The sequence below is a fragment of the Pseudomonas sp. P116 genome, from assembly GCF_020149425.1.
In the GTDB taxonomy this organism is placed as follows: domain Bacteria; phylum Pseudomonadota; class Gammaproteobacteria; order Pseudomonadales; family Pseudomonadaceae; genus Aquipseudomonas; species Aquipseudomonas anatoliensis.
Genome location: NZ_JACVHB010000009.1, coordinates 132296 through 157268, shown reverse-complemented (window position 1 = coordinate 157268; position 24973 = coordinate 132296). Strand labels below are relative to the sequence as shown.

General features: G+C 59.1%; 17 protein-coding genes. 9 read left to right on the top strand and 8 right to left on the bottom strand.

Annotated elements, in window-relative coordinates:
- Window positions 1-243: 243 nt before the first annotated feature.
- The 6 genes from lon (at window position 244) to cmoB (ending at window position 6424) form a co-directional block, all read left to right on the top strand.
- Window positions 244-2667: an endopeptidase La gene (gene lon / locus ICA15_RS25875; protein WP_150616259.1), complete on the top strand. Its 2424-nt coding sequence runs from the start codon at window positions 244-246 to the stop codon at window positions 2665-2667.
- A gap of 215 nt (window positions 2668-2882) precedes the next feature.
- Window positions 2883-3275, top strand: a complete 393-nt coding sequence (locus ICA15_RS25870) for a protease inhibitor I42 family protein (protein ID WP_150601779.1) — start codon at window positions 2883-2885, stop codon at window positions 3273-3275.
- 2 nt (window positions 3276-3277) lie between these two features.
- The gene (locus ICA15_RS25865; protein WP_210554997.1) at window positions 3278-3925 is read left to right on the top strand and encodes a lysoplasmalogenase; all 648 of its coding nucleotides are present in this window, start codon (window positions 3278-3280) and stop codon (window positions 3923-3925) included.
- Window positions 3926-4060: 135 nt separating this feature from the next.
- Window positions 4061-4537 (top strand): hypothetical protein, encoded by a 477-nt coding sequence (locus ICA15_RS25860; protein WP_210554996.1) that lies wholly within the window; start codon window positions 4061-4063, stop codon window positions 4535-4537.
- 154 nt (window positions 4538-4691) lie between these two features.
- Complete coding sequence (gene cmoA / locus ICA15_RS25855) at window positions 4692-5471, top strand: carboxy-S-adenosyl-L-methionine synthase CmoA (protein WP_210554995.1); 780 nt, start codon at window positions 4692-4694, stop codon at window positions 5469-5471.
- Entirely contained in the window at window positions 5468-6424 is a 957-nt protein-coding gene (cmoB, locus tag ICA15_RS25850) for a tRNA 5-methoxyuridine(34)/uridine 5-oxyacetic acid(34) synthase CmoB (RefSeq protein WP_210554994.1), read from the top strand. The genes cmoA and cmoB overlap by 4 nt, the downstream gene beginning before the upstream one ends.
- Window positions 6425-6504: 80 nt before the next feature.
- Here cmoB and tadA read toward each other — a convergent pair whose 3' ends face one another.
- The 7 genes from tadA to treP form a co-directional block, all read right to left on the bottom strand.
- Entirely contained in the window at window positions 6505-6999 is a 495-nt protein-coding gene (tadA, locus tag ICA15_RS25845; protein ID WP_210554993.1) for a tRNA adenosine(34) deaminase TadA, read from the bottom strand.
- Window positions 6999-8375, bottom strand: coding sequence for a multicopper oxidase family protein (locus ICA15_RS25840; protein ID WP_150601784.1), 1377 nt, complete (start codon window positions 8373-8375; stop codon window positions 6999-7001). The genes tadA and ICA15_RS25840 overlap by 1 nt, the downstream gene beginning before the upstream one ends.
- A gap of 117 nt (window positions 8376-8492) precedes the next feature.
- Window positions 8493-8783, bottom strand: a complete 291-nt coding sequence (locus ICA15_RS25835) for a PTS transporter subunit EIIB (RefSeq protein ID WP_210554992.1) — start codon at window positions 8781-8783, stop codon at window positions 8493-8495.
- Window position 8784: 1 nt separating this feature from the next.
- The gene (gene ptsP / locus ICA15_RS25830; RefSeq protein ID WP_210554991.1) at window positions 8785-11322 is read right to left on the bottom strand and encodes a phosphoenolpyruvate--protein phosphotransferase; all 2538 of its coding nucleotides are present in this window, start codon (window positions 11320-11322) and stop codon (window positions 8785-8787) included.
- Window positions 11323-11384: 62 nt separating this feature from the next.
- Complete coding sequence (locus ICA15_RS25825; RefSeq protein ID WP_210554990.1) at window positions 11385-12608, bottom strand: maltoporin; 1224 nt, start codon at window positions 12606-12608, stop codon at window positions 11385-11387.
- A 106-nt stretch (window positions 12609-12714) separates the two neighbouring features.
- On the bottom strand, window positions 12715-14361 hold the full coding sequence (treC, locus tag ICA15_RS25820) for an alpha,alpha-phosphotrehalase (RefSeq protein WP_210554989.1): 1647 nt from the start codon (window positions 14359-14361) through the stop codon (window positions 12715-12717).
- A 129-nt stretch (window positions 14362-14490) separates the two neighbouring features.
- Window positions 14491-15933 carry a PTS system trehalose-specific EIIBC component gene (gene treP, locus ICA15_RS25815; RefSeq protein ID WP_210554988.1) on the bottom strand — a complete coding sequence of 481 codons (1443 nt, stop codon included), beginning with the start codon at window positions 15931-15933 and terminating at the stop codon, window positions 14491-14493.
- A gap of 235 nt (window positions 15934-16168) precedes the next feature.
- Here treP and treR point away from each other — a divergent pair, with 235 nt between their 5' ends.
- The 3 genes from treR to ICA15_RS25800 all read left to right on the top strand — a co-directional run bounded on the left by treR (window position 16169) and on the right by ICA15_RS25800 (window position 23292).
- Window positions 16169-16873 (top strand): trehalose operon repressor, encoded by a 705-nt coding sequence (gene treR, locus ICA15_RS25810; protein ID WP_150601790.1) that lies wholly within the window; start codon window positions 16169-16171, stop codon window positions 16871-16873.
- 101 nt (window positions 16874-16974) lie between these two features.
- A complete protein-coding gene (locus ICA15_RS25805; RefSeq protein WP_224450919.1) occupies window positions 16975-19995 on the top strand; it encodes a membrane-targeted effector domain-containing toxin in 3021 nt (1006 codons plus the stop codon).
- 174 nt (window positions 19996-20169) lie between these two features.
- On the top strand, window positions 20170-23292 hold the full coding sequence (locus ICA15_RS25800; RefSeq protein WP_210554987.1) for a membrane-targeted effector domain-containing toxin: 3123 nt from the start codon (window positions 20170-20172) through the stop codon (window positions 23290-23292).
- Window positions 23293-23378: 86 nt separating this feature from the next.
- On the opposite strand, the gene guaA is transcribed toward ICA15_RS25800, so the two are convergent.
- Window positions 23379-24956 carry a glutamine-hydrolyzing GMP synthase gene (gene guaA, locus ICA15_RS25795; protein WP_042560909.1) on the bottom strand — a complete coding sequence of 526 codons (1578 nt, stop codon included), beginning with the start codon at window positions 24954-24956 and terminating at the stop codon, window positions 23379-23381.
- Between the last annotated feature and the right edge of the window lie 17 nt (window positions 24957-24973).

Here is a 24973-nt window from a genome sequence, read left to right as displayed (position 1 = left end):
GCGTTTTGGTTACTTTTGGGCGTCTGCAAAAGTGACTCGCTGTAAAAGCGAAACCGCCAGCAGCAGCACCCGCAGCAACGGATATACCCCCAAAACCCCAAGAACATGGTCGGCCCAAAGGCCGCCAAGTCCAAAGCGTGACCCCTGTCAAAACCCTGAACACAAACAGAAACACACCCCCACCATTGAAACCACTCAAGCCCTGCCCCATCTAACACCCATACCCAATTGCGCAGGTGCCCCATGAGCGACCAGCAAGAATTCCCCGATAACCCCGACGACTACACCGAAGCCAGCGAAGACCACATCGAACATACCACCTCCGGCAAAGGCCTCGCCCTGCCCGGCCAGAACCTGCCGGACAAGGTCTACATCATCCCGATCCACAACCGCCCGTTCTTCCCGGCGCAAGTCCTGCCGGTCATCGTCAACGAAGAACCGTGGGCCGAAACCCTCGAACTGGTCAGCAAATCCGACCACCACTCCCTGGCCCTGTTCTTCATGGACACGCCCCAGGAAGACCCGCGCCACTTCAACACCGACGCCCTGCCGCAATACGGCACCCTGGTCAAAGTCCATCACGCCAGCCGCGAAAACGGCAAACTGCAGTTCGTCGCCCAGGGCCTGAGCCGCGTACGCATCAAGACCTGGCTCAAGCACCACCGCCCGCCGTATCTGGTGGAAGTCGAATACCCGCATCAGCCCACCGAGCCGACCGACGAGGTCAAGGCCTACGGCATGGCGCTGATCAACGCGATCAAGGAACTGCTGCCGCTCAACCCGCTGTACAGCGAAGAACTCAAGAACTACCTCAACCGCTTCAGCCCCAACGATCCGTCACCGCTGACCGACTTCGCCGCCGCCCTGACCTCGGCCACCGGCCCGGAATTGCAGGAAGTGCTCGACTGCGTGCCCATGCTCAAACGCATGGAAAAAGTCCTGCCGATGCTGCGCAAGGAAGTCGAAGTCGCGCGCCTGCAAAAAGAAATCTCCGCCGAGGTCAACCGCAAGATCGGCGAGCACCAGCGCGAGTTCTTCCTCAAGGAACAACTCAAAGTCATCCAGCAGGAACTCGGCCTGACCAAGGACGACCGCAGCGCTGACCTCGAACAGTTCCAGCAGCGTCTGGAAGGCAAAGTCCTGCCGGCGCAGGTGCAGAAACGCCTCGACGAAGAAACGCACAAACTGTCGATCCTCGAGACCGGTTCGCCGGAGTACGCGGTCACCCGCAACTACCTCGACTGGGCGACGTCGGTGCCGTGGGGCGTTTATGGCGCGGACAAACTCGACCTCAAGCACGCACGCAAGGTGCTCGACAAACACCACGCCGGCCTCGACGACATCAAGGACCGTATCCTCGAATTCCTCGCCGTCGGTGCTTATAAAGGCGAGATCAGCGGCTCTATCGTGCTGCTCGTCGGCCCGCCGGGTGTGGGTAAAACCAGTGTCGGCAAATCCATCGCCGAATCGCTTGGCCGACCGTTCTATCGCTTCAGCGTTGGCGGCATGCGCGACGAAGCCGAGATCAAGGGCCACCGCCGGACCTACATCGGCGCACAGCCAGGCAAACTGGTGCAGGCGTTGAAAGACGTCGAAGTGATGAACCCGGTGATCATGCTCGACGAGATCGACAAGATGGGCCAGAGCTACCAGGGCGACCCGGCCTCGGCGCTGCTGGAAACCCTCGACCCGGAACAGAACGTCGAATTCCTCGACCACTACCTCGACCTGCGCATGGACTTGTCGAAAGTCCTGTTTGTCTGCACCGCCAACACTCTGGATTCGATTCCCGGTCCGCTGCTCGACCGCATGGAAGTGATTCGTCTGTCTGGCTACATCACCGAAGAAAAAGTCGCCATCGCCAAGCGTCACCTGTGGCCGAAACTGTTGGAAAAGGCCGGCGTGTCCAAGGGCAGCCTGAGCATCAGCGACAGCGCGCTCAAAGCCTTGATCGACGGTTACGCCCGTGAGGCCGGGGTGCGCCAGCTCGAAAAGCAGATGGGCAAACTGGTACGCAAAGCGGTCATGAAACTGATCGACGAGCCGAAAGCGGTGATCAAACTCGGCCCGAAAGATCTGGAAGCCTCGCTGGGCCATCCGGTGTTCCGCAACGAACAAGTGCTGTCCGGCACGGGCGTTATCACGGGACTGGCGTGGACCAGCATGGGCGGCGCCACGCTGCCGATCGAAGCGACGCGGATCCACACACTCAATCGCGGTTTCAAACTCACCGGGCAACTGGGCGACGTGATGAAGGAATCGGCGGAGATCGCCTACAGCTACGTCAGCTCGAACCTGAAACAGTTCGGCGGCGATGCGAAATTCTTCGACGAAGCCTTCGTCCACCTGCACGTACCGGAAGGCGCCACACCGAAGGATGGCCCGAGCGCCGGCGTGACCATGGCCAGCGCTTTGCTTTCCCTGGCGCGCAACCAAGCGCCGAAAAAAGGCGTGGCGATGACCGGTGAACTGACGCTGACCGGGCATGTGCTGCCGATTGGCGGGGTACGCGAGAAAGTGATCGCAGCGAGAAGGCAGAAGATTTTCGAGCTGATTCTGCCAGAGCCGAACCGCGGCAACTTCGAGGAACTGCCGGACTATCTGAAAGAAGGCATTACCGTGCACTTCGCCAAGCGGTTTGCCGATGTGGCGAAGGTGCTTTTCTGATAGTTCTGCGGTGACATGAGCACCGCTATCGCGAGCAGGCTCACTCCTACAGTGGGATATGGCGTTCACAAACCTGGTGTTCACCACAAAACCCTGTAGGAGTGAGCCTGCTCGCGATGGCGCCAGCCCAGACACCAACGCTCCCCGACGGTCACACTTTGTCTCATCTTCGGTTATGCTCGCCGTTCGTCGCCAACGCCGGAGCCGCTGACCTTATGTCCCCCATTCGCCTGTTTGTCCCCATCGCCTTTTCCTTGCTGGCCGCTTGCGCCACGCAGCCGAAACACAACGTGACCGTGGAAAAACAAAGCGAATGCCCCGTGCGACTGACCAGCGGGCAAAATCTGATCGTGATGCTGCCAAGCAACCCGACCACGGGTTATCGCTGGGCGATTCAGGATTCCGCCGGCGGCGTCTTGCGCGCCCTCAGCCCTGAGGTCTATAGCAACCCGGAAGATGCTGGCGTGGTCGGTGCTGCCGGGCTTTCCACCTGGCGTTTTCAAGCGTTTGCCGCGGGCACCGGGCGTCTGCGCCTGACCTCGCAACAGCCATGGGCGCCGGAAGTGCTGCCGGTGGAAACCTTTGACTGCGCCATCTCGGTGAATTGATCGTGGGCTGGCTGATTCTGGCGCTAATGGGCGCGGTGACCTTTCTCTATGGCCTGAGCACCCACGCGGCGCTGCTCTGCCTATTGGTCAAACCGCTGCCGGTACTGGCATTGCTCGGCTGGCTGCACGACGCACCGCCCAGCGACTATCGCCGCTGGATCAGTCTCGGTCTGATTTTTTCTCTGCTGGGCGATGTGTTGTTGGCGTGGCCAGGGGATTTGTTCGTGTTTGGTCTCGGCGCATTTCTCGTTGCGCATCTGGCGTATCTCAAGGCCTATCTCAGCGACTGCAAACGTCTTGCGTTGATGCCACTGGTGCTCGCGCTTGGCGTGGGTGCCGTGCTGTTGGGGATGCTGATTGCCAGTGGTCTCGGCCCGCTGCTGGTACCTGTGATCGTCTACGGCACTGCGATCAGCGCCATGCTCTGGCGTGCTCTCGCTCGCCTCGGCAGCGACGTGCCCAAGCGTTCGGCGTTACTGGCAGCGGGGGGTGCGCTGGCGTTTGTGTTCTCTGACAGTGTGATCGGCATCGATCGGTTTGTTGCGCCGTTCCATGCTGCGCCTTACGTCATCATCCTCAGTTACTGGCTTGGCCAATGGGGTATCGCTGCCTCGGCGTTTAATAAAGACAAACAACCTGGTCATATGTAATAACCATAAAAATCTTTTCCTATCTCGAATCGATATAAAAACCTGTCAGATCTGACAGTACCTCGAATTTCTTCCCCTACTTACTATCCCCGTGTCGTATCCCAAACCACGAATGTAAGAGCAAGGAAGAAAATCATGAGCCTCAGAGACAAAGATTCGCAAAGTGCAGCGCTAACCCTGTTCTCCGCCAGCTGCGATGTTCAAGCCTCGATTTCGAACCGAGTGAATTTCAATACGCAAAATATCCAGTTCGGGCAACACTCTGACGGTAAAGTCGAATTCCGCGCCCGCTCCTACGAGGGTTATAAGGAATCAGCAAAGGGGATTACGTTTAAGTTTCCCAGCGACATTAAGACTGGAAGTTACGAAACAACAGATCCAGCCTTTCCGTTCGAGATCCTCTCCTATTTTGAAACCGGCACTTACAGCGACTTCTTAACTATTTACAGTTACGCTGCGACAAGCGGCACTGTCGAGGTCGAAGTCATTTCAAACGACCCTCGGGAAATGCGCTACCTCATCAGCTTTGACTTCAAAGGCAAAGACCACAGAACAGAAGAACTGCACATCACTGGCAAAGCCGAATTAAACGGTTTCATACGCGCTACTTGATTTCGCTTTAAACATTGAATGACCAAGTCTTGATTTTGACTTGGTCATTCACTGCTTTTCCCGAACTCCCTTCATCCCCCTCCCTTTGTACACGACATGCCGATCCCCACGCTTTATCAGACAACCCAAGCATCCCCGCGCCACTTTGGCTAAAATGCCGGCCTTTTCCACCGACATCGCCGGAACCGCCGTGAGCAAAGAACCCGATCGCATTTTCGCCCAGCCCTTGGCACAGGTGCCTGACTTCGCCTTCAACGAAGACGTGGTGCGCGTGTTCCCGGACATGATCAAGCGCTCGGTGCCAGGTTACCCGACCATCGTCGAAAACCTCGGTGTGCTTGCCGCGCAGTTCGCCCAGCCGAACAGCGTGCTCTACGACCTCGGCGCCTCCCTTGGCGCGGTGACCCAGGCCCTGCGCCGTCACGTGCGCACTGACGGTTGCCGCGTCATCGCTGTGGATAACTCGGCCGCCATGGTCGAACGTTGCCGCGAATACCTCAACGGTCAGGACTCGATGTTTCAGGAGTTGCTGCCGGTCGAGGTGATCGAGGGCGACATCCTCGCCCTCGACTTTCAGCCTGCCTCGGTGGTGGCACTGAACTTCACCCTGCAATTCATCGCCCCGGATCAGCGCACCGCGTTGTTGTCGCGCATCCGCCAATCACTGCTGCCCGGCGGCGCACTGATCCTGTCGGAAAAACTGCGCTTCAACGATGCCGAAGAACACGCATTGCTCACTGATCTGCACGTCGCGTTCAAACGCGCCAACGGCTACAGCGAACTGGAAATTGCCCAGAAGCGCAGCGCCATCGAAAACGTCATGAAGCCCGACAGCCTCGAAGAACACCGCGAACGCCTGCTGGCCGCCGGGTTCTCGAAAGTCGTGCCGTGGTTCCAGTGTCTTAACTTTGCCTCGTTGATTGCCTTGCCATGATTGATCTGTCCCCCCTCGCCCGCCGTCTGGCCGGTACACCGCTGGCTGAATGGGCCAACACCCTGCAGCATCAACTCGACAAGAAAATGGAGAAGGGCCACGGCGATCTGGAGCGCTGGCAAAGTGCGCTGGACGCCTTGCCAAAGATCCAGCCGAGCGAAGTCGACCTGCTCAACGGCTTGAAACTCGACACCGATTGCGACGACGAAACCCGCGCGCAAATGCGTACCGCCCTGATGGGCCTGTCGCCGTGGCGCAAAGGGCCGTTCGATCTGTTTGGTGTGCACGTCGACACCGAATGGCGCTCGGACTGGAAGTGGTCGCGGGTCGCCCCGCATCTGGATCTGAAAGGCAAACGCATCCTCGATGTCGGTTGCGGCAACGGCTACTACATGTGGCGCATGCTTGGCGCCGGCGCGGACAGCGTGATCGGCGTTGACCCGAACTGGCTGTTCTTCTGCCAGTTTCAGGCCGTGCAGCGTTATCTGTCTGAGCCAAACGCGTGGCATCTGCCCTTCCCGTTCGAGGATTTGCCGCCGAATCTGGAAGGTTTCGACACCGTGTTTTCCATGGGCGTGTTCTACCACCGCCGCTCGCCAATCGAGCATTTGCTGGCGCTGAAGGATTGCCTGGTCAAGGGCGGTGAACTGGTGCTGGAAACGCTGGTGGTTGAAGGCGACAAGCACCAGGTGCTGGTGCCGGAAGACCGTTACGCGCAGATGCGCAACGTGTGGTTCCTGCCCTCGGTGCCGGCGCTGGAACTGTGGTTACGGCGAGCCGGGTTTACCGATATTCGTTGCGTGGATGTCAGTACGACGACGATTGAGGAACAACGCGGCACCGAGTGGATGAAATATCAGTCGCTGAGTGACTTCCTTGATCCCGACGATCACAGCAAGACGATCGAAAGGCTGCCGGCGCCGATGCGGGCGGTGATTGTCGCGAAAAAATAGAGCAGATCAAAAGATCGCAGCCTTCGGCAGCTCCTACACCGATCCCTGTAGGAGCTGCCGAAGGCTGCGATCTTTTGATTTTAATCCCGGCGTGCGCGACGGGCTCTGAAGAACTCGGTCAACACCGCCCCACACTCCTCCGCCAACACCCCGCCCTCATACAACACCCGGTGATTCAAAAAGCCCTGGGTGAAAAACTGCCCCTGGCTTTGCACGATCCCGGCTTTTGGTTCCAGCGCGCCATACACCACCCGCGCCACCCGTGAATGCACGATCAAACCGGCGCACATGCTGCAAGGCTCCAGCGTCACGTATAGCGTGCTGCCGGGCAGTCGATAGTTGTCCACCGCCTGCGCCGCGGCGCGGATCGCGACCATTTCGGCGTGAGCGCTCGGGTCGCTGGCGCTGATCGGGCAATTGAAGCCGCGACCGATGATCTCGCCATCCTGTACCAGCACCGCGCCCACAGGCACTTCGCCGAGGGCTGCTCCCTGCGCTGCAAGGGCAAGCGCTTCACGCATGAAGTCGCGGTCACGGCTGCGGTCGATGATCGCTGCGGGGCGAATCTGGCGCATCACTTCACCTCGATGGCGGCCATCAGGCCGGTTTCCATGTGGTCGATCACGTGGCAATGGAACATCCATACCCCCGGGTTATCTGCCACCAGCGCCACTTGCGCACGCTCGTTTTTGCCCAGCAGATAGGTGTCGGTAAAGTACGGGATGACCTTGTGGCGGTTCGACGCAATCACCTTGAAGCTCATGCCGTGCAGGTGAATCGGGTGCTGATACTGGGTCATGTTCTTCAATTCGAAAATATAGCTCTTGCCCAATTCGAGACTGGCAATCGGCCGGTCAGCGCAAGTCTTGTCGGTGATGTCCCACGCCTTGCCGTTGATCTGCCAGAGACTTGGCGGCTTGCCGTTGTCGACGTTGACCGACACCGAACCGACCCATTCGAAATTGAAGTTGAGTTTCTCGGCATTGGCCAGGTCCGGCTCGGCCACCGGGTTGGCGGGCAGCGCGGGCGGCCATTCGGTCGGCGCGTCCGTGTTGGCCACCGAGCGCAGAGTGCCCAGACGCACCGGGCCGTTGCGCAGCGACAATTCTTCGCCTGCCGCCGGTGCCTTGATCGCCAGGCAAATACGCATGCCGGGGCCGAGCCAGTATTCCTTGCCCAGCGGGCGCGGCTCCACCGGGTTGCCGTCCAGCGCGTATATTTTTGCCTCAACACCAGGAATGTTGATGCGGTAAGTCAGGGTGTTATCCAGATTGAGCAAACGCACCCGAGTAATCTGCCCGGCCGGCAGGTCGATCACCGGCAACGGCACGCCGTTGATGGTCGACAGACGCCCCGCCGTACCACCACGCGCGGCTTCGCGGGGGATGCTGAATTCGACGAAGTTGCCCTCATCGTCGATGTGCCAGTTCTTCAGGCTCAGGGTCTTTTCGTATTTGAAACCGGTCGGCTCGCGCTCTTCGATGATCAGCGGCCCGACCAATCCGCGCCCCAGTTCTTCGCTGCTGCTGACATGCGGGTGATACCAGTAGCTGCCAGCGTCCGGCACGCGGAATTTGTAGTCGAAGTATTCGCCCGGCAGCACCGGCAATTGCGACACGTACGGCACGCCGTCCATTTCCAGCGGCAGGCGAATGCCGTGCCAGTGAATGGTGGTCGCCACCGGCAGATGGTTGATGAAGCGCACCCGCAGCCATTCGCCCTGACGCACGCGCAACTCGGTGCCCGGCGCCGACGGGCCGAACGCCCAGGCCTCGGTCTTGTGCCCCGGCACCAGTTCCACGTCCAGGGGCGCGGCGATCAACTCGTAGTCGTGGCCCGCCTCGGCGTCAGCCATCTTGCCCAGCCAGTAACGCGACGCGCCCCCCGCTCCAACGCCTACGACAACAAGACCGGCCAGGCCACCGAGGATTTGGCGACGGGTAAAGGACATGAACTCAACTACCTCACGTATCAGCGACAGGCCCCTGAAGGCCCGTAAAAGGCGAATACGATACACCTGCGGTTGAGAAACAGTAAGGGTGACCTGAGGCCGCACATCCCTTCGGACTTAAGGCCGCAAGCCGGTAATCAAGTGCACCACCCCATCCTCCAGGGGCATGACGCCCGCGACACCGGCATCGCTCAATGCCTGACGATCCATGCGCGACACGTCACGCAACTCCACCCGCGCCCGGGTCAGCGCCACCGGTTGCTGCGATTTGAGGTTATCCCCTCCACCCAACGCCGCAACGATGTCTGCGCTTAACCCCTCGGCAGGTTCGACCGGCATTTTCGGCTCGTCCGGCACCAGATCCGGGGTCAGGGCCTTCCAGAACGCCTGCTGCAATTTATTGAACATGTCAGTTCTCCAGAACCAGTGAAGTATCGACCATTGCCTCGTGATACAGCCGCAGTGCTTCGCGCACTTCCTCAGCGCTCTCCAGCCCCTGTACCTGTTCGGCGATAGCCTTGCAGTCGAGCAGGTCCACCTCACGCACTGCCGCTTTGATCGCCGGAATCTGCGGCACGCTGACCGACAACTCATCCACGCCGAGCCCCAGCAACAGCGGCACGGCCAGACGTTCCGAGGCCATCGCGCCACAGACGCCGACCCATTTGCCGTGGGCATGCGCACCTTTCACGGTCATGGCGATCAGGCGTAATACCGAGGGGTGGAAACTGTCGGCCTGACTGGCCAGACGTGGATGGTCGCGATCCATCGCCAGGGTGTATTGAGTCAGATCGTTGGTGCCAATCGAGAAGAAATCCACATACGGCGCAAACAAATCGGCCATCAGTGCCGCCGCCGGCACCTCAATCATGATCCCCAGCTTCGGCAGTTCGACGATGTTCAGTGCCTGGGCTTCCTCCTCCAGCATTCGCCGGGCCAGATGCAGCTCGGAGATTTGCGTGACCATCGGCAACATGATGTGCAAGCGCGTCATACCGACACTGCCAAGGATCGCCCGGAACTGCTCGCGCAATAGTTGCGGACGCTCCAGACACAGCCGAATCCCGCGCAGTCCGAGGAACGGATTGGTTTCGCTGTCCATCGGCACGTAAGCCAATGGTTTGTCGCCGCCGACATCCAGCGTGCGCACCACCAGATTGTGCGACGGCCCCACGGCTTGGGCGATGGCGCTGTAGGTCGAGACTTGTTCGTCGAAAGTGGGCGCGTGGTTGCGATCCAGATAAAGAAACTCCGAGCGCAAAAGCCCGACGCCGGCACCGCCCAGGCCCATCGCCTGCTCGGTTTCACTCAGCGAGGAGACGTTGGCCGTCACCTCGATATGGTGCCCGTCGCGGGTGCAAGCTGCCAGCGTCGCCTGCGCGTGGTCATGTTGATGGCGCAGACGCTGTTGCTCGAGTCTGGCCTGCAATTGTTCGATGGCGAGCGGATCGGGATTGAGGTGCAGTTCACCCTTGTCGGCATCGAGCAGCACCGTGCTGCCGTTCGCCAATGCCAGCATCTGCGCCGGCACCCCGCAAATCGCCGGCAGGGCAAAGGCCCGCGCAAGAATTGCGACATGACTGGTGGCGCCGCCCCCGACCGTGGCGATGCCAAGCACCTTTGTGACATCGAGCCCCGCAGTCTGCGACGGTGTCAGTTGATCGGCGATCAGGATCGTCCCGTGCGGTAACGTCAGGACCGGGTCCGGCACGCCGAGAATCAACTTGAGGACTCGCAAGCTCACGTCCGTCAGGTCTGCCGCACGTTCGATCAGCAACGGACTGGCCGACTGCCGAAACAGCGTTGCGGTGGACGCGGTAGCAGCATGCCAGGCAAACGCCGCGCTTTTGCCCTCGGCAATCAACGCTTGCGCCTGATCGAGCAGGCTCGGGTCATCGAGCAGTTCCTGATGAGCCTTGAAGATTTCCTCCTGAGCGCTGCCACCCGCCGTGTCGCGCAAGTGCTGCAAGGCCATTCCCGCCTCGATCAACGCGTTCGTCAGCGCCTCCTGCTCCGTTTTTGCCCCGGCACCGGACTCTTTTATGTCGAGGCTCGGCTCCGTGATCTGCATCACCTGGCCCAATGCTGAACCGGGCGATGCACAGACTCCACGCAGAACCGTCAGCACCTCAGGGTCGATGCTCTCCAAAGGCTCCGACGCAGGCAACACTGTGACCGATTCTCCACACCCCTCGGCGAGTAACCGCGAGAGCGCGTTGATCGCGGCTTCGGCGTCTTCGCCCACCGCCCTCACTTGCACGCTGTCAGCAAAAGCGGTCTGCAGCCCCATGATTGCCACCAGTGATTTGGCGTTGGCTTCGGCCTGCTGTTTGTGCAGATAAATCTTTGCCGAAAAAACCTTCGCCGCTTGCGCGAACACCGCCGCCGGACGCGCATGCAGACCGTTGGGATTGGGCAGTTTGAGCCAGTCTGAGAAAAACACTTCGCCTTCTGGCACGGCCTGTTCTTCGCGGGTGGCCTGCGCACTGGCGAGGCTCAGCAGTGGTTGGCCGGTTTCGACCAGACCGGTCTGCGCGGCGATCCAAGTGAATGGCTCACCGCTGACCACCAGCATCAGGGTCAACAGACTGCGGGCGTGCAGGGCGATGTAATCGGCATCGAACTCGATCAGCGATTCGCCAGCCGCCACCCGCTGACCTTCTTCAACCAGGCGGGTGAAACCCTGACCGCCCAGATTCACCGTATCCAGACCGATGTGCAGCAACACCTGAACGCCATGGTCATCGGTGATGCTCACGGCATGCCCGCTGGCCTGCACGTTGCTGACCACTCCGGCCAGCGGTGCGCATAACGTTGATGAAGTCGGGTCGATGCACAGGCCGTCGCCGATCACGCGATTGGCGAAAACAGAATCGGGCACTTGATCCAGAGGCATAAGCACGCCGGACAAAGGCGCCAGCAGTTGCAATTGTTGGGGTGTGGCCATGACGTCACCTGCGGTTTTGTTCTTTGAAGTACCCGTGGAGCGCAACGCCCCACCAGCATCGCTTATTTCCACCAGTATTCGACCTGCAATCCAACGTTCGCACCGTGACGTGCGGTACCGAAAGCGCCGGTATCGGACAGCGCCGACCCTTGGGCCAATTCATTGGCCGCCCGTTTGGCTGCCGCGTTCCAGCTGGCATAGGTGTAATACAGACGCACCTCGGGGCGCGCCCAGAATTCCGGGCCTTTAGGTGACCATGTCGGCGCAATGGTGAATTTGCTCAGCTTGCGCGTGCCACCCGGTGCATCGACTTGATCATGGCCCAGTTCGGTGACCAGTTTGAATTGTTCGGTAAGCGCATAGGTCGGACGCACGCCCAGCGACATCCAGTTCTGGTCAGCGCCGTCCGGACGAATGTCTTTTTGATACACCGCCTCGATTTGCCCGCCAAAACGCGGCGTCAGTTGCCAGTCGAAAAACTCTACGATCCGATAACTTTTATTGCTGTCGTCCAGTTTGACGTTACCGGTGTAGCCCAGTCCGGTGCCGGGCCCTTCGCCGTACTGGAAGGCCAGTTTGTTTTTTCCACCGAGAAAGTCCTTCTGCACATGCTGCGTGGTGATCGCCCAGCCCCGGTGCGCATCACGGCTGTCGGGTTTGTCGATGTAGCTCAAGCCAAACTCCAGCTCGCCGCCGGGATTGGTAGCGAAACCGGCGACGTTGAAGTCGTGCCGGTTGATGTAGTCCTTTTGATAGAGGTTGTCTTTGCGCGAGAAGGCGTAGCTGTATTTCAGATCACCAATCAGCACGTCCTCGATCCCGCCACCGGTAGCGCTCTGGTTCCAGTAGTAGAAATCGGAAATGTGGATGTCATTACGTTTGTAGTAACGGCGACCGGCCCAGAGCGAACCGCCATTGAGCGCGGGCATGTTCGACCACTGTGCATAGGCCTGCGGCAGACGCACCGAGCCGTTGTCTTCATTGAAAGTGAGGCTGTGGTTGTAGCGGTTGTACAGCGAGACCATGCCATCGACGCTGAATACCGAGCCATCGTCGAGGGTGTACAAATCCTGGCGCAACTCAAGCTCGCCGTACTGCTCGCATTCGTTGCCCAAGCGGTATTTGGTCTGCGCCCCCGGCAACTGGAAACACGATTGGCTACCGCCCTTGGTCGCGTTGCCAATGCCACTGCGCAAGTAACCGCCGAACTCCAGCGCTTGTGATGTCTGTGGTAACGCAAGGCATAAACCTGCGACTGCAAGGCTGCGATTTATTGTTGTTTTCATAAGCCACCCCATTATTTTTATTGTGTGTTTCCATGAATTCGGCGCGCAAAACTCCCCCGCGCAGTGCTCTGCGTGTCTTTTCAAACGTTGGTTTTTTAGTTAGGGATCAGGGATCGATCAGGTGCAGAACGAACGATTCATAAGGTCGCAAACTCACCTGTCGATTGCGTGGCGGACAGTCCGGGTAATTACTGATCAGTAGTCGCTGGTTCTGCGTCTCATCGATCTCTATCGGCAGTTCGATTTCACACGGTGTCGCGTAGAAGTTGTTCACGATCAGCAGACGTTCGCCCACGCCTTCACGCAGGTAAACCCAGACTTGTGGGTGCTCGGGCAACAGCTGTCGATAGACGCCGTCCGTAATCAATGCCTCTGTGCTCCGCAACGCGATCAGTCGACGGTAGTGATGCAGCACGGAGTCCGGGTCATCGAGCTGGTGGGCGACGTTGATCCGGGCGGCATTGGCCGGCACCCCGATCCACGGTTCGACGCGGCTGAAACCAGCATGCTGTTCCGCGTCCCAATGCATCGGCGTACGACCGTTGTCACGGGACTTCTGCATGATCGCCGCCATGTTGTCGATGTCGCTGGTGCCTGCTTCACGTTTGAGCCGAAAGATGTTCAGCGTTTCGACATCGCGGTACTGATCGATACGCTCGAAACCCGGATTGGTCATGCCCAGCTCTTCGCCCTGATACACGAACGGCGTGCCTTGCAGAAAGTGCAGCGCGGTACCGAGCATTTTCGCCGAGAGCTCCCGATACTCACCGTCATGGCCGAACCGCGAGACCACCCGAGGTTGATCGTGGTTACACCAGAACAGCGCATTCCAGCCACCACCGGCCTGCATGCCGGTCTGCCAGTCGGACAGAATCTGCTTGAGCTGGAGGAAATCGAAATCGGCGCGAACCCACTTTTCCAGGTTTGGATAATCGACTTTCAGGTGATGAAAGTTGAAGGTCATCGACAGTTCTTGCGACTGCGGATTGGAGTAACGAATGCAGTGTTCGAGGCTGGTGGATGACATCTCGCCGACGTTGATCAGGTCGTGGCCGGCGAAGACCTCACGGTGCATCTGCTGCAAGTACTCATGGACGTTCGGCCCGTCGGTGTAAAAGCGTCGGCCGTCGCTGTCGTCCTCGGCAAAGTCCGCAGGCTTGGAAATCAGATTGATCACGTCCAGCCTGAAACCACCCACGCCCTTGTCCCGCCAGAAGCGCATCATTTTGAAGACTTCGGCGCGCACCTTGGGGTTGTCCCAATTCAGGTCAGCCTGGGTATGGTCGAACAGATGCAGGTAATACTGACCGGTCTGGGCCTCGTACTCCCAGGCCGAACCGCCGAACTTGGACTGCCAGTTGTTCGGCTGGTCGCGCCAGATATAGAAGTCGCGGTAGGGGTTATCGAGGCTGCTGCGTGCCTGCTGAAACCAGACGTGTTCGATCGAGGTGTGATTGACCACGATGTCGAGCATCAACTTGATTCCGCGCTTGCCCGCCTCGGCGATCAGCAACTCGCAGTCGGCCATGCTGCCGTAGCTGGGATCAACCGCGTAGTAGTCGCTGATGTCATAGCCGTTGTCACGTTGCGGCGAGCGCAGGAAAGGCGTGATCCACAAGCAATCAACACCCAGCCATTGCAGGTAATCGAGCTTGGCCACGACGCCGAGCAAATCACCTGTCGGGTTACCGGCGTGGCTGTGAAAACTCTTCGGGTAGATCTGGTAGATCACCGAACGTTGCCAGTCTTGCATGGCACATTTCCCTCTTGATTTTATAAACCGCCAAACCCTGCGCCCCCTGTAGGAGCTGCCGAAGGCTGCGATCTTTTGACTTTGGCTTTTCAAAAAAAACATCAAAAGATCGCAGCCTGCGGGTCGATATCAGGCGACCCGAAAGCCGGGGCGGACAATTTTCATGCTCAGCGCACAGGTCAGAACAAACGGCACCACCATGGCGATGATCATCCCGATCACGAACATCGGAATGAACTGCGGAATGATCGAGATAAACCCGGGCAAGCCGCCGACGCCGATGGCCGAAGCCTGAATCTTGTTCAGCGACAGGAAGATGCAGCCCAGCGCCGAACCGGTCAGCGCGGCGTAGAACGGAAATTTGTAACGCAGATTGACCCCGAACATGGCGGGTTCGGTGATACCGAAATACGCGGAAATCGCTGAGGTCGAAGCCATGCTTTTGTCGCGCGCATTGCGCGTCATATAGAACACCGCCAACGCAGCGCTGCCTTGAGCGAGGTTGGACATGACGATCATCGGCCAGATGAAGGTGCCGCCCTGAGTCGAGATCAGTTGCAGATCGACTGCGAGGAACATGTGGTGCATTCCAGTGATCACCAGTGGCGCATACAGCAGTCCGAAAATCGCCCCGCCGACCATCGGTGCCAGGTCGAACAGCATGACCACGCCCTCGGTGATGTAGATGCCGATATGACGGGTTACAGGTCCGATTACCGCCAGCGCCAGAACGCCCGTGACGACAATCGTGGTGATCGGCACCACCAGCAATTGCACTGCGTTGGGCACGCGCGCCCGCAACCATTTTTCGATGACGCTCATCACGTAAGCGGCCAGTAATATCGGCAGGATCTGTCCCTGATAACCGACTTTCTCTACCTGGAACAGTCCGAGGATGTCGAAGTACGGCATCTGCTGACCGTCCAGACCGGCCACGGCCTTGCCATAGTTCCAGGCGTTGAGCAGATCCGGGTGAACCAGCATCAGGCCGAGTACGATGCCGAGAATTTCACTGCCGCCAAAGCGCTTGGCCGCCGACCATCCCACCAACGCCGGCAAGAACACGAACGCGGTGTTGGCCATCAGGTTGATCAGGCTCCACAGCCCTTCGAGTTTCGGGTAGGCATCCAGCAGGGTCTGACCTTCGATAAACATGCCTTTGGCGCCGATCAGGTTGTTGATACCCATCAGCAAACCGGCAACGATCAGCGCCGGCAGAATCGGCATGAACACGTCGGAAAACACCCGCACCAGACGCTGCATGGCGTTGATCTTCTCGGCGCTTTTCTGTTTGACGTCGGCGATGGTCGATGCGGCGAGGCCGGTCTGGCGGCGCAATTGGGCGTAGACCTTTTCCACTTCGCCCGGACCGATCACCACCTGATAAAGACCGCCGGTGAAGAACGAGCCTTTGACCAGATCGATCTGGTTCAGCGCGGCATTGTCGACCAGGCCGGGATTCTTCAAGGCCAGGCGCAAACGCGTGACGCAATGTGCGGCCTGCTCGAGATTGTCGTTACCGCCAAGGCATTTCAGTAGCTCGCTGGCGATCTTCGGGTAATCGTGGCTCATGCTAAGTCTTCCGCTGTGGATTTTTGTTATTGGCAGCACGTCGAAGCGAAAAGTACTCGTCTGTACGAGTTATTGCAACAACTCGTACAGACGAGTTTGTTTTTGTATAGTCCCGCCAGACCGCTGAAGAATTTTCCTACCTTGTCCTTGGGCGATTTCCATTCCCTACATGGACAAAGCCCTACCCTGCCCTTAAGGTTCGAAGCTTTGAGCAGAGCCGGCACAGAGCCTAACCATGAGCAAATACAACCAGATCTATAGCGATCTGCTGGCCAGTATCACGACCGAACGCCTCGAACGCGGCGCCCGTCTGCCTTCAGAGACTGAGCTGATGGACAGCTATCAGGCCAGCCGCGGCACTGTGCGCAAGGCCATCGAACAGCTTCAGGAGCGCGGTTTTGCGCAGAAAATCCATGGCAAAGGCACGTTCGTACTGTCGACCAATCCGATCGAGTTTCAACTGGGGGGCATCGTCAGTTTCCAGGAAACCTACCCGCGACTGGGCAACGACGTCAGCACCGAGGTGGTCGAACTGACGCAAATACCGCTCGAAGGTGCGCTGCTCGAGCACATCAATGCCGAACCCGGCACGCCCATCACGCGAGTCATGCGCGTGCGGCGAATCGACGGTAAACGGGTGATTCTCGACATCAACCATTTCGTCAGCGCGGTCATTCCCGGCCTGTCCCTGGACATCGCCGAGCAGTCGATCTACGCCTACATCGAACAGACCCTGCAGCTCCAGATCGCCTACGCCCAACGCACCATCGAAGCGGTACCGCGCAGCAAGGATGACCAATTGCACCTGGACCTCGACGGCCAGAGCCATGTGATCGTCGTCAGCAACCAGACTTTCCTTCAGGACGGCCGTCAGTTCGAGTACACCGAATCACGGCACACCCTGGACAAGTTTTACTTCTCCGACGTGGCACGGCGCTGACCGGCACACGTTACGCACAGCGATGTGCGGTATACAGGTAGTGCACCCCTCTTGAGCGAATCGCCCATGCTCGGCGTTCGTTTCTCAAGGAAGGTGAACGCATGAACGCTGTTGAACCACGTCCACTGCCGAACGCGGCAGACAAAGCCACTCTCAAAATCATTGCCGCGGCCGTCGTGCAAACGTGTCCGGGCCTGTACGACACGGCGCATCAAGTCGCCAGCGAATTGCTGGTGCGCAAGGGCATTCCAGGCGTCGACCCGGATCGGGTTTATTTTCACCGCTTCAAAACTGCGCAGAGCAGTAGCCAGTCGTTTACTGGCTGGGAGCATGCCGGCGAAAAGCCCTACGAATCGCTGACGCTGACCCAATTGGTGATTCATCGCTTTCGCGCAACTGATCAGGACAATGCCGACCTTCTAGACCTCTATGACGGTTTCTATACCGGCGGGCCCGAGGCGGAATATTTCGACCACCGCAATGAAGTGCGCCTGCATGGCAACGAGGTGCTCAAAGACTTCTGGGATATTGATTTCAGCTCGCACTACGACAATAAGCTGACCGCCTTCTGGAGCACACACGCGGATGATTTTCGCACGTTGGCCAAGTGCAACTTTCTCAGCCTTGCGGTGCAGGCACTTGAGCTCAAGCAGCTGAGCGGAAGCGATTTTCAGTGGATCGTCGGCGCGGTCATCGGACCTGTCACCTGGCCGGTGACACTGGCCATGCTGCAATCGCCCCACGACGCGAGCAGTGATGTGCGCGCTTTCGATATCGCCGGGCATGTCGCCAGCAATCTCCTGCGCATCGTCGCTTCTGACGGGCGGCAGATCATTTATCTGCCGGGCGCGGCGCCAGCGTTTGTCGTCATGCAAACCCCGGCTGTCATGCACTGGTGGGTGCTCGAGCAGATGAACGAGGCAACCCGGCGAGAAGCGCTGCTCAGCCACTTCGCACTGGCAGATCGTCAGCAGATGACCGAGGGTCTTACCCACTTGATGAACCAACTGGTCGGCACCTGGGGCCGCGCCGATCATCACCTGATCAATCAGCAGGACCGCGAGATCAGCGGTGATGCATTTCGCTGGCTAGGCGAGTCGACTCGCACCGCAATGTTTGCCGAAGCCAGCCTGTCCCTGACGTCCAACCGTGACTTGCGCAAAAAACTCTGGATCGGCTACCTGAGCGCCGGTCTCAAGGTGTTTGGCCCGATGGCCGCTGTAGGCTGGCCGGTCGCTCTGCCCGTGATTGGCGCCAGCATCGCCAGCATGGGCCTGAATATCGATCAGGCGGTCAATGGCAAAACCGCCAGTGATCGCAAGGCCGGGGTACTCGGTGCGGTAATGAGCGGCATCGACGCGCTGTTGAATATCCCCTTTCTGAAGGGCTCTGGCTCGATGCTGGAAGTTGGCGTTCAGGTGGAGTCCTCCGAGGCCGCGGAAATGGCCGAGCTTGGCGGCGACGATTCGGCACTTGAGCCGTCGGACCCGCTCATCGAGCCGACGCAGAGTAGCGTTGTCGAAGAGCCAGACGTCATCGAGCCAGCGCTGGAAACCCCAAGATTGACGCCTGCAGAGCATGCAGCACCGCCGCCGATTCCTGACAAATACATGTGCAATGAGCTGCTCGACGGACTGGACGCAGACAATTCGGCGGGACAATTCAAGAATATTTTTCGACTCGACAGCGATCCGCCTTTCGCCATCCTGATGAATGACAACCCCTACTACGTGCGCTATTTCGGCGATCCGAACGAGGGAGGTTACTGGGCTATCGTTGACCCGGAGCGGCCCAACCAGTTTGTCCATTCCCTACCGGTTCGCTTGAACGCCGAAGGCGCGTGGGAGCGCATGCCAGCGCTGCGCCTGAGGGGCGGTGGCCAATGCATGGGCAAACCATGCGCCCCCGATATCGAGCTCGAAAGCGTCGAGACCACCGAAACCACCGTGACCACCGAAGCCACCGAAACCGCCGCGCCGCAACCACAAGTCGAAGCACAAAGTCCGCGAGCACGCCGGTTGCAGATTGTGCCCTCTGCCTACGATATCGACCCGACAGTGCGCCGCTCGATAAAAGCCTGGGCACTGAACCTGAATGAAACCCACGCAGAACTGACACCCACCGCCGACGGTGCTTTTGGCATGGAGGATCCTTTCGAGCGATATGCAGCAGGCAGGCTTGAATCGCTGCAGGTCGCTGCCAGACAATTCTTCAACGAACTTCCGTGGATCACCTCGCCTGCGCGCCCGGCAATCACCTTAAATGCACAAATGTCGATCGCCGAACTGGTCGACCGCATCTTTGAATCGGCACACGGCCTGGTGGTGGGCGAAACCCTCGACCGTATCACCAGCATGCGTTTCATGATCGAAAACATGCCGGCACTGGCCCGCCATGCGAACACCCTTTATATGCGCGGCGTACTCAGTGACTTCGCGCAAGTGGACCTGAACCGTTACTTCAACAGCGGGACCCTGTCGGCGGATCTGCGAACCTACCTGACAAGTCTGGGCACTGATTCGACGGGACGTTTCAACGCCCTGGAACTGGTCAGGGTGGCCAGGGAAAACGGCGTGCGGGTACAGGGCATCGATTGCGCGGCGAGCTACAAGATGAAGTCGCCGTCTTCGCCTTACGACGAGCAAATGATTGGCACGTTTCTGGCCAATAACGTCATGAGGAGTGACGCCTACATCAACAGCCCTGGAAAATGGATAGTGCTGACCGGCGCGCAGAATACCAACACGTTCAGGGGGCTGGACGGCCTCAGCGAAATCAAGGGCGGCATCGGTTTGCGCATCGAGGAAACGGGGACGGGAACGCCCATGGTGGTCGATGTCGATCCGGGCGTGGAAGTGCGTCAGGGGGCGTTTTCCGATGACGCTGCAGCACCTGTCAATAACGACGTACTTCGCGCCGATCTGCGCCTGCGAATGCCGGCAGAGCCCGTGATCTGGAATAACGACACGCTGGAGAACCTGCTACACCGACGTGGCATGTTCATGTTCATAAAGATCGAGGACACCTGCACCTTGCTGCACCGCAGCAAGCAAGGGGTGCTCGTGCGCACACGCGTGACGCAACTGGCTGATGATGGCGTTTCCCTGCATCGCCCTGGATAGCCAAAGATCAACGACGTCCGCTTCGCCAACATCAAGGAACTGTCGCAACGCCTGACCGCAATGGGACTGACGCTGCAGAGCCGCCTACCCGACTGACACCGATGCCAGACACCGCAAACCCCAGGCTTGAGCCCGGGGTTTTCGTCACTGTTTTCCCCATGGATGGAGAAGTACATGAACGCCCCCGAACGCCGCCTGCTGCCAAACGCAGCAGACAAGGCCAGCCTCAAGGCAATCGCTACAACACTCGTTCTGGTTTGTCCCGGCCTGCAGGAGGCGGCCCGAGAGACTGCCAGTCAACTGCTGACCGATAAAGGACTCTCGGGCACCGATCCGGACCAGGTTTATTTCCACCGCTTCAGGACAGCGCAAAGCAGCGCTTTAACCTTTACCGGCTGGGAACACCAGAAGGAAAAGCCCTACGAATCGTTGACCCTCACTCAACTGGTGATCCATCGCTTTCGCGCAACAGATCAGGACAATGCGGATCTGCTGGCGCTCTACTGCGGTTTCTACTCGGATGGCCCTGACGCCGAAAGCTTCGATCAGCGCAACGAAGTACGCCTGCGGGGCAGTGATGTTCTGAATGAGTTCTGGAGCATCGATTTCAGCACGCGCTACACCCGTCAACTGACAACGTTCTGGCAATCTTCGGCGGATAATTTCCGCACGCTGGCGCGGTGCAGTTTTCTCGACCTGGCGGTGCAAGCACTGAAACAGGGGCACCTGAACAGCAATGATTTTCAACGCGTCGTCGCCTCGGTGATAGGCACCATCACCTGGCCGGTCACCCTGCAAATGCTGCAAGCGACGCACCCGGCCAGCAGCAACGTTCGCGCATTGAATCTCGATGGTCATGTAGCCATCCATGTGCTGCGTCTGGTCGAGGACAGTGGCCGGCAAATCCTCTATTTACCGGGCGAAGCCCAGGCTTTTCGGGTTATGGCGAATGAAGCGGATCTGCACTGGTGGGTGCTTGGTCAGATGAACTCCGAGGGCAAGCGCAAGATTTTCCTGAGCCGTTTCCCGCTGGCCGACCGCAACAGCATGACCGAAAAATTGACCGACCTGATGAATCGTCTGGTGAGCGGCTGGGGTCACAGTGATCATCGGATAATCAACCATAGCAACGTCGCGATCAGCGGTGACGCGCTCACCTGGCTATGCAATTCGACCCGCAACGCCATGTTTGCCGAAGCCAATCTGGCGCTCATCTCCAACAGTGACCTGCGCAAAAAACTCTGGATGGGCTACTTGAGCGCCGGCCTCAAGGTATTCGGCCCGATGGCGACCGTGGGCTGGCCGCTGGCATTGCCAGTGATTGGCGCCGGGATCGTCAATATGGGCCTGAACATCGATCTGGCAGTCAACGGCAGGACTGCCGCCGAGCGCAGGGTCGGCACCCTCGGGGCGGTGCTCAACGGCATCGAGGCGGTGTTCAATGTGCCGTTCCTGATCGGCTCCGGCGAGCTACTGGAAGTGGGCCCGCAGGTAGAGTTTTTGGAGGCTGAAGAGATGGCCGGGTTGATCGAGCTTACCGCGGCGAACGAGCCCTTCCTGCCACCGCTTGATAAGCCGCAGGTGTTGGTGACTGAAACCGGGGCCGGCGAGACGGCAAGCGGAACATCTGCTGAGGCCACACCCGTTACCCCCAATCTCGAAGTGCTCCCCGCCCCCGTTACGCCAAAGCCCTCTGCACTGAAGGTGCCTGCCAGATATCAATGCGACGCGGTGCTCGAAAACCTTCGTGCCGAGACCGCACCGGGGAAGTTCCAAGGCATTTACCGCCTCAATACGGAGCCAGGCTATGCCATCAATCTCGATGGCAACCCGTACTACGTGCGCTATTTCAATGCCTCCGAGGACAGTGGCAATTGGGCAATCGTCGATCCAGAGCGGCCCAGCCAGTTCGCATTCTCCTTGCCGGTTCGCTTCAGTGCCAGCGGCAAGTGGGAGCGCATGCCTGCGCTGCGACTCAAAGGAGGCGGTCAATGCGTCGGCACTTGTAAGCCGCATGCGCCCTCATCGGCCCCCGCGCCAGAACCATCGCCAGACGCGTTGTTGGTGCCGCCGCCCGCGCCGTCTCCCCGCCCTCTGCGCCGTGTGCTTACGAACTACGACGCGTACGGTGCGGACGTGACCAACCTTAGAAAGTGGGCGATGAACTTGCCTGACGATGCCACCAGCGTAGCTGCCGAGGCTGGAAGCAGTGGAACGGTCGACAACGTGTATGAGACCCAATTCGCCCACAGACGCACACTACTTCTGAATGAGGCCCGGTCGTTATACGCGGAGCTGGACTGGAGCAACCTGCCTGTACGTTCGACCGTGTCCGAAGTCACCCCCTCAATGCAGACCGACGTACTCATTGATCGCATCTTTGAACAAACCGACGGTCTGGCAGTCGGCGAAACGCTTGATCGCATCACCAGCATGCGCTTCATGATCGAAAACATGCCCGCGTTCGCACGCCATGCCAAGACCCTCTACGTGCGTGGCCTGCTCAATGATTTCGCGCAGGTTGATCTGAACAAATTTCACACCACCGGACAAATGTCCGCAGATTTACGCATTTACCTGACCAGCCTTGGAACCGACCCGAACGAGGCGTTCAACATGCTGGAACTGGTCAAGGCTGCCCAGACCAATGGCATCCGGATTCAAAGCCTCGATTGCGCGGCAACTTACAAAGCGAAGGTATCGCTGACCTCGATTGAGGAGCAAATGATGCACACGAACCTGATGTCGCTGATCATTGGGGGTGACAATGCTGCTAACGGGCCGGGTAAATGGATCGCGCTGATCGATGCCCAGAACACCAATAACTTCAGAAACCTGCCAGGCATCAGCGAGCTCACAGGCGGCATCGGTTTACGGATAGAAGAAACCTTCCCCTCAGAAGGGGCTGGCGTGGGCATCGACCCGGGCGTCGAGATCGCTCGCGGCCCCTTTGACAATGGCGCGAGCACCCGCGACTCATTCGACTACCTGCTAGCTGACCTGCGCCTGCAAATCGAAGCACCGCCAGTCACCTGGACGGAGCAAACACTGGATCGGCTGCTGCACCGCAACGGCATGTACGTGCTTGATAAGTCGCACAACAATTACACACTCATACGCCGCAACAGTTCAGGCAACATCGTCCGAACACCGGTGAATCAGACAGCGGACGGCCAGGTGTATGTCTGGAGCCACACCCTGCCTCGGATCACTGGCGTATTGTTTCCTGATATCGCAGCGTTATCCCAGCGCCTGACAGAAATAGGAATGAAACTGCAGAGCCGACTGCCCGTCTGACAGTTTTCAGGCACAAGAAACAAAAAAACCCTGGCCTGGGCCAGGGGTTTTCAGTCACTCAATGCGGGCATTGAAGCGCAGCGGGATCACTCCCACTCAATGGTCGCCGGTGGCTTGCTCGACACGTCGTAAGTAACGCGCGAAATGCCTTCGATTTCATTGATGATGCGGCCGCTGACAGTTTCCAGCAGTTCGTAAGGCAGGTGCGCCCAACGTGCGGTCATGAAGTCGATGGTTTCCACGGCACGCAGGGCAACGACCCAGGCGTAACGACGGCCATCGCCTACAACGCCAACCGATTTCACTGGCTGGAACACCACGAAAGCCTGGCTGACTTTGTGGTACCAATCGGCCTTGCGCAGTTCTTCGATGAAGATGTGGTCGGCACGACGCAGCAGGTCGGCGTATTCCTTTTTCACTTCACCGAGGATGCGCACGCCAAGGCCCGGGCCCGGGAACGGGTGACGGTAGACCATGTCGTACGGCAGGCCCAGCTCCAGGCCCAGACGACGGACTTCGTCCTTGAACAGCTCGCGCAGTGGCTCGACCAGTTTCAGGTTCATCTCTTCCGGCAGGCCGCCCACGTTGTGGTGCGACTTGATCACGTGAGCCTTGCCGCTTTTGGCGCCAGCCGACTCGATCACGTCCGGGTAGATGGTGCCCTGAGCGAGGTACTTGATGTTGTCCAGTTTGTTCGACTGGGCATCAAAGACGTCGATGAAGGTGCGACCGATGATCTTGCGCTTCTTCTCTGGGTCGGCTTCGCCGGCCAGATTGTTCAGGAACTGCTCTTCAGCGTTGGCGCGGATCACCTTGACGCCCATGTTCTCGGCGAACATGGCCATCACTTGCTCGCCTTCGTGCAGACGCAGCAGACCGTTGTCGACGAAGACGCAAGTCAGCTGGTCGCCGATGGCTTTGTGCAACAGCGCGGCAACCACCGAGGAGTCAACGCCGCCGGACAGACCCAGCAACACGTTGTCGGTACCGACCTGTGCGCGGATGTTGGCAATGGCGTCTTCAGCGATCTTCGACGGTGTCCACAGCGCTTCGCAGCCACAGATGTCGAGAATGAAGCGCGACAGGATGCGGCCGCCCTGTTTGGTGTGGGTCACTTCCGGGTGGAACTGCACGCCGTAGTAGCCGCGATCGTCGTTGAACATGCCAGCGATCGGGCAGCTTGGAGTGCTGGCCAGGATGTGGAAGTCTTCCGGCATCTTGGTGACCTTGTCACCGTGGCTCATCCACACGTCGAGGCCGAACAGGCCGTCGGCGTCGATGTGGTCTTCGATGCCGTCGAGCAGACGGCTCTTGCCGACCACGTCAACGCGGGCGTAACCGAACTCACGCAGCTCGGAACCTTCAACCTTGCCGCCCAGTTGCTCGGCCATGGTCTGCATGCCGTAGCAGATACCGAAGACCGGTACGCCCAGGTCAAACACGGCTTGCGGGCAGCGCGGGCTGTTGGCTTCGTGCACGGACTCTGGGCCGCCGGCGAGGATGACGCCTTTAGGTGCGAATTCGCGGATCGCATCTTCGTCCATATCGAACGGGTGCAGTTCGCAGTACACGCCGATCTCGCGCACGCGGCGGGCGATCAGCTGGGTGTATTGCGAACCGAAGTCGAGGATCAGGATGCGGTGAGCGTGAATGTCGAGGGCCATGATTCAGTCTCGTCTAA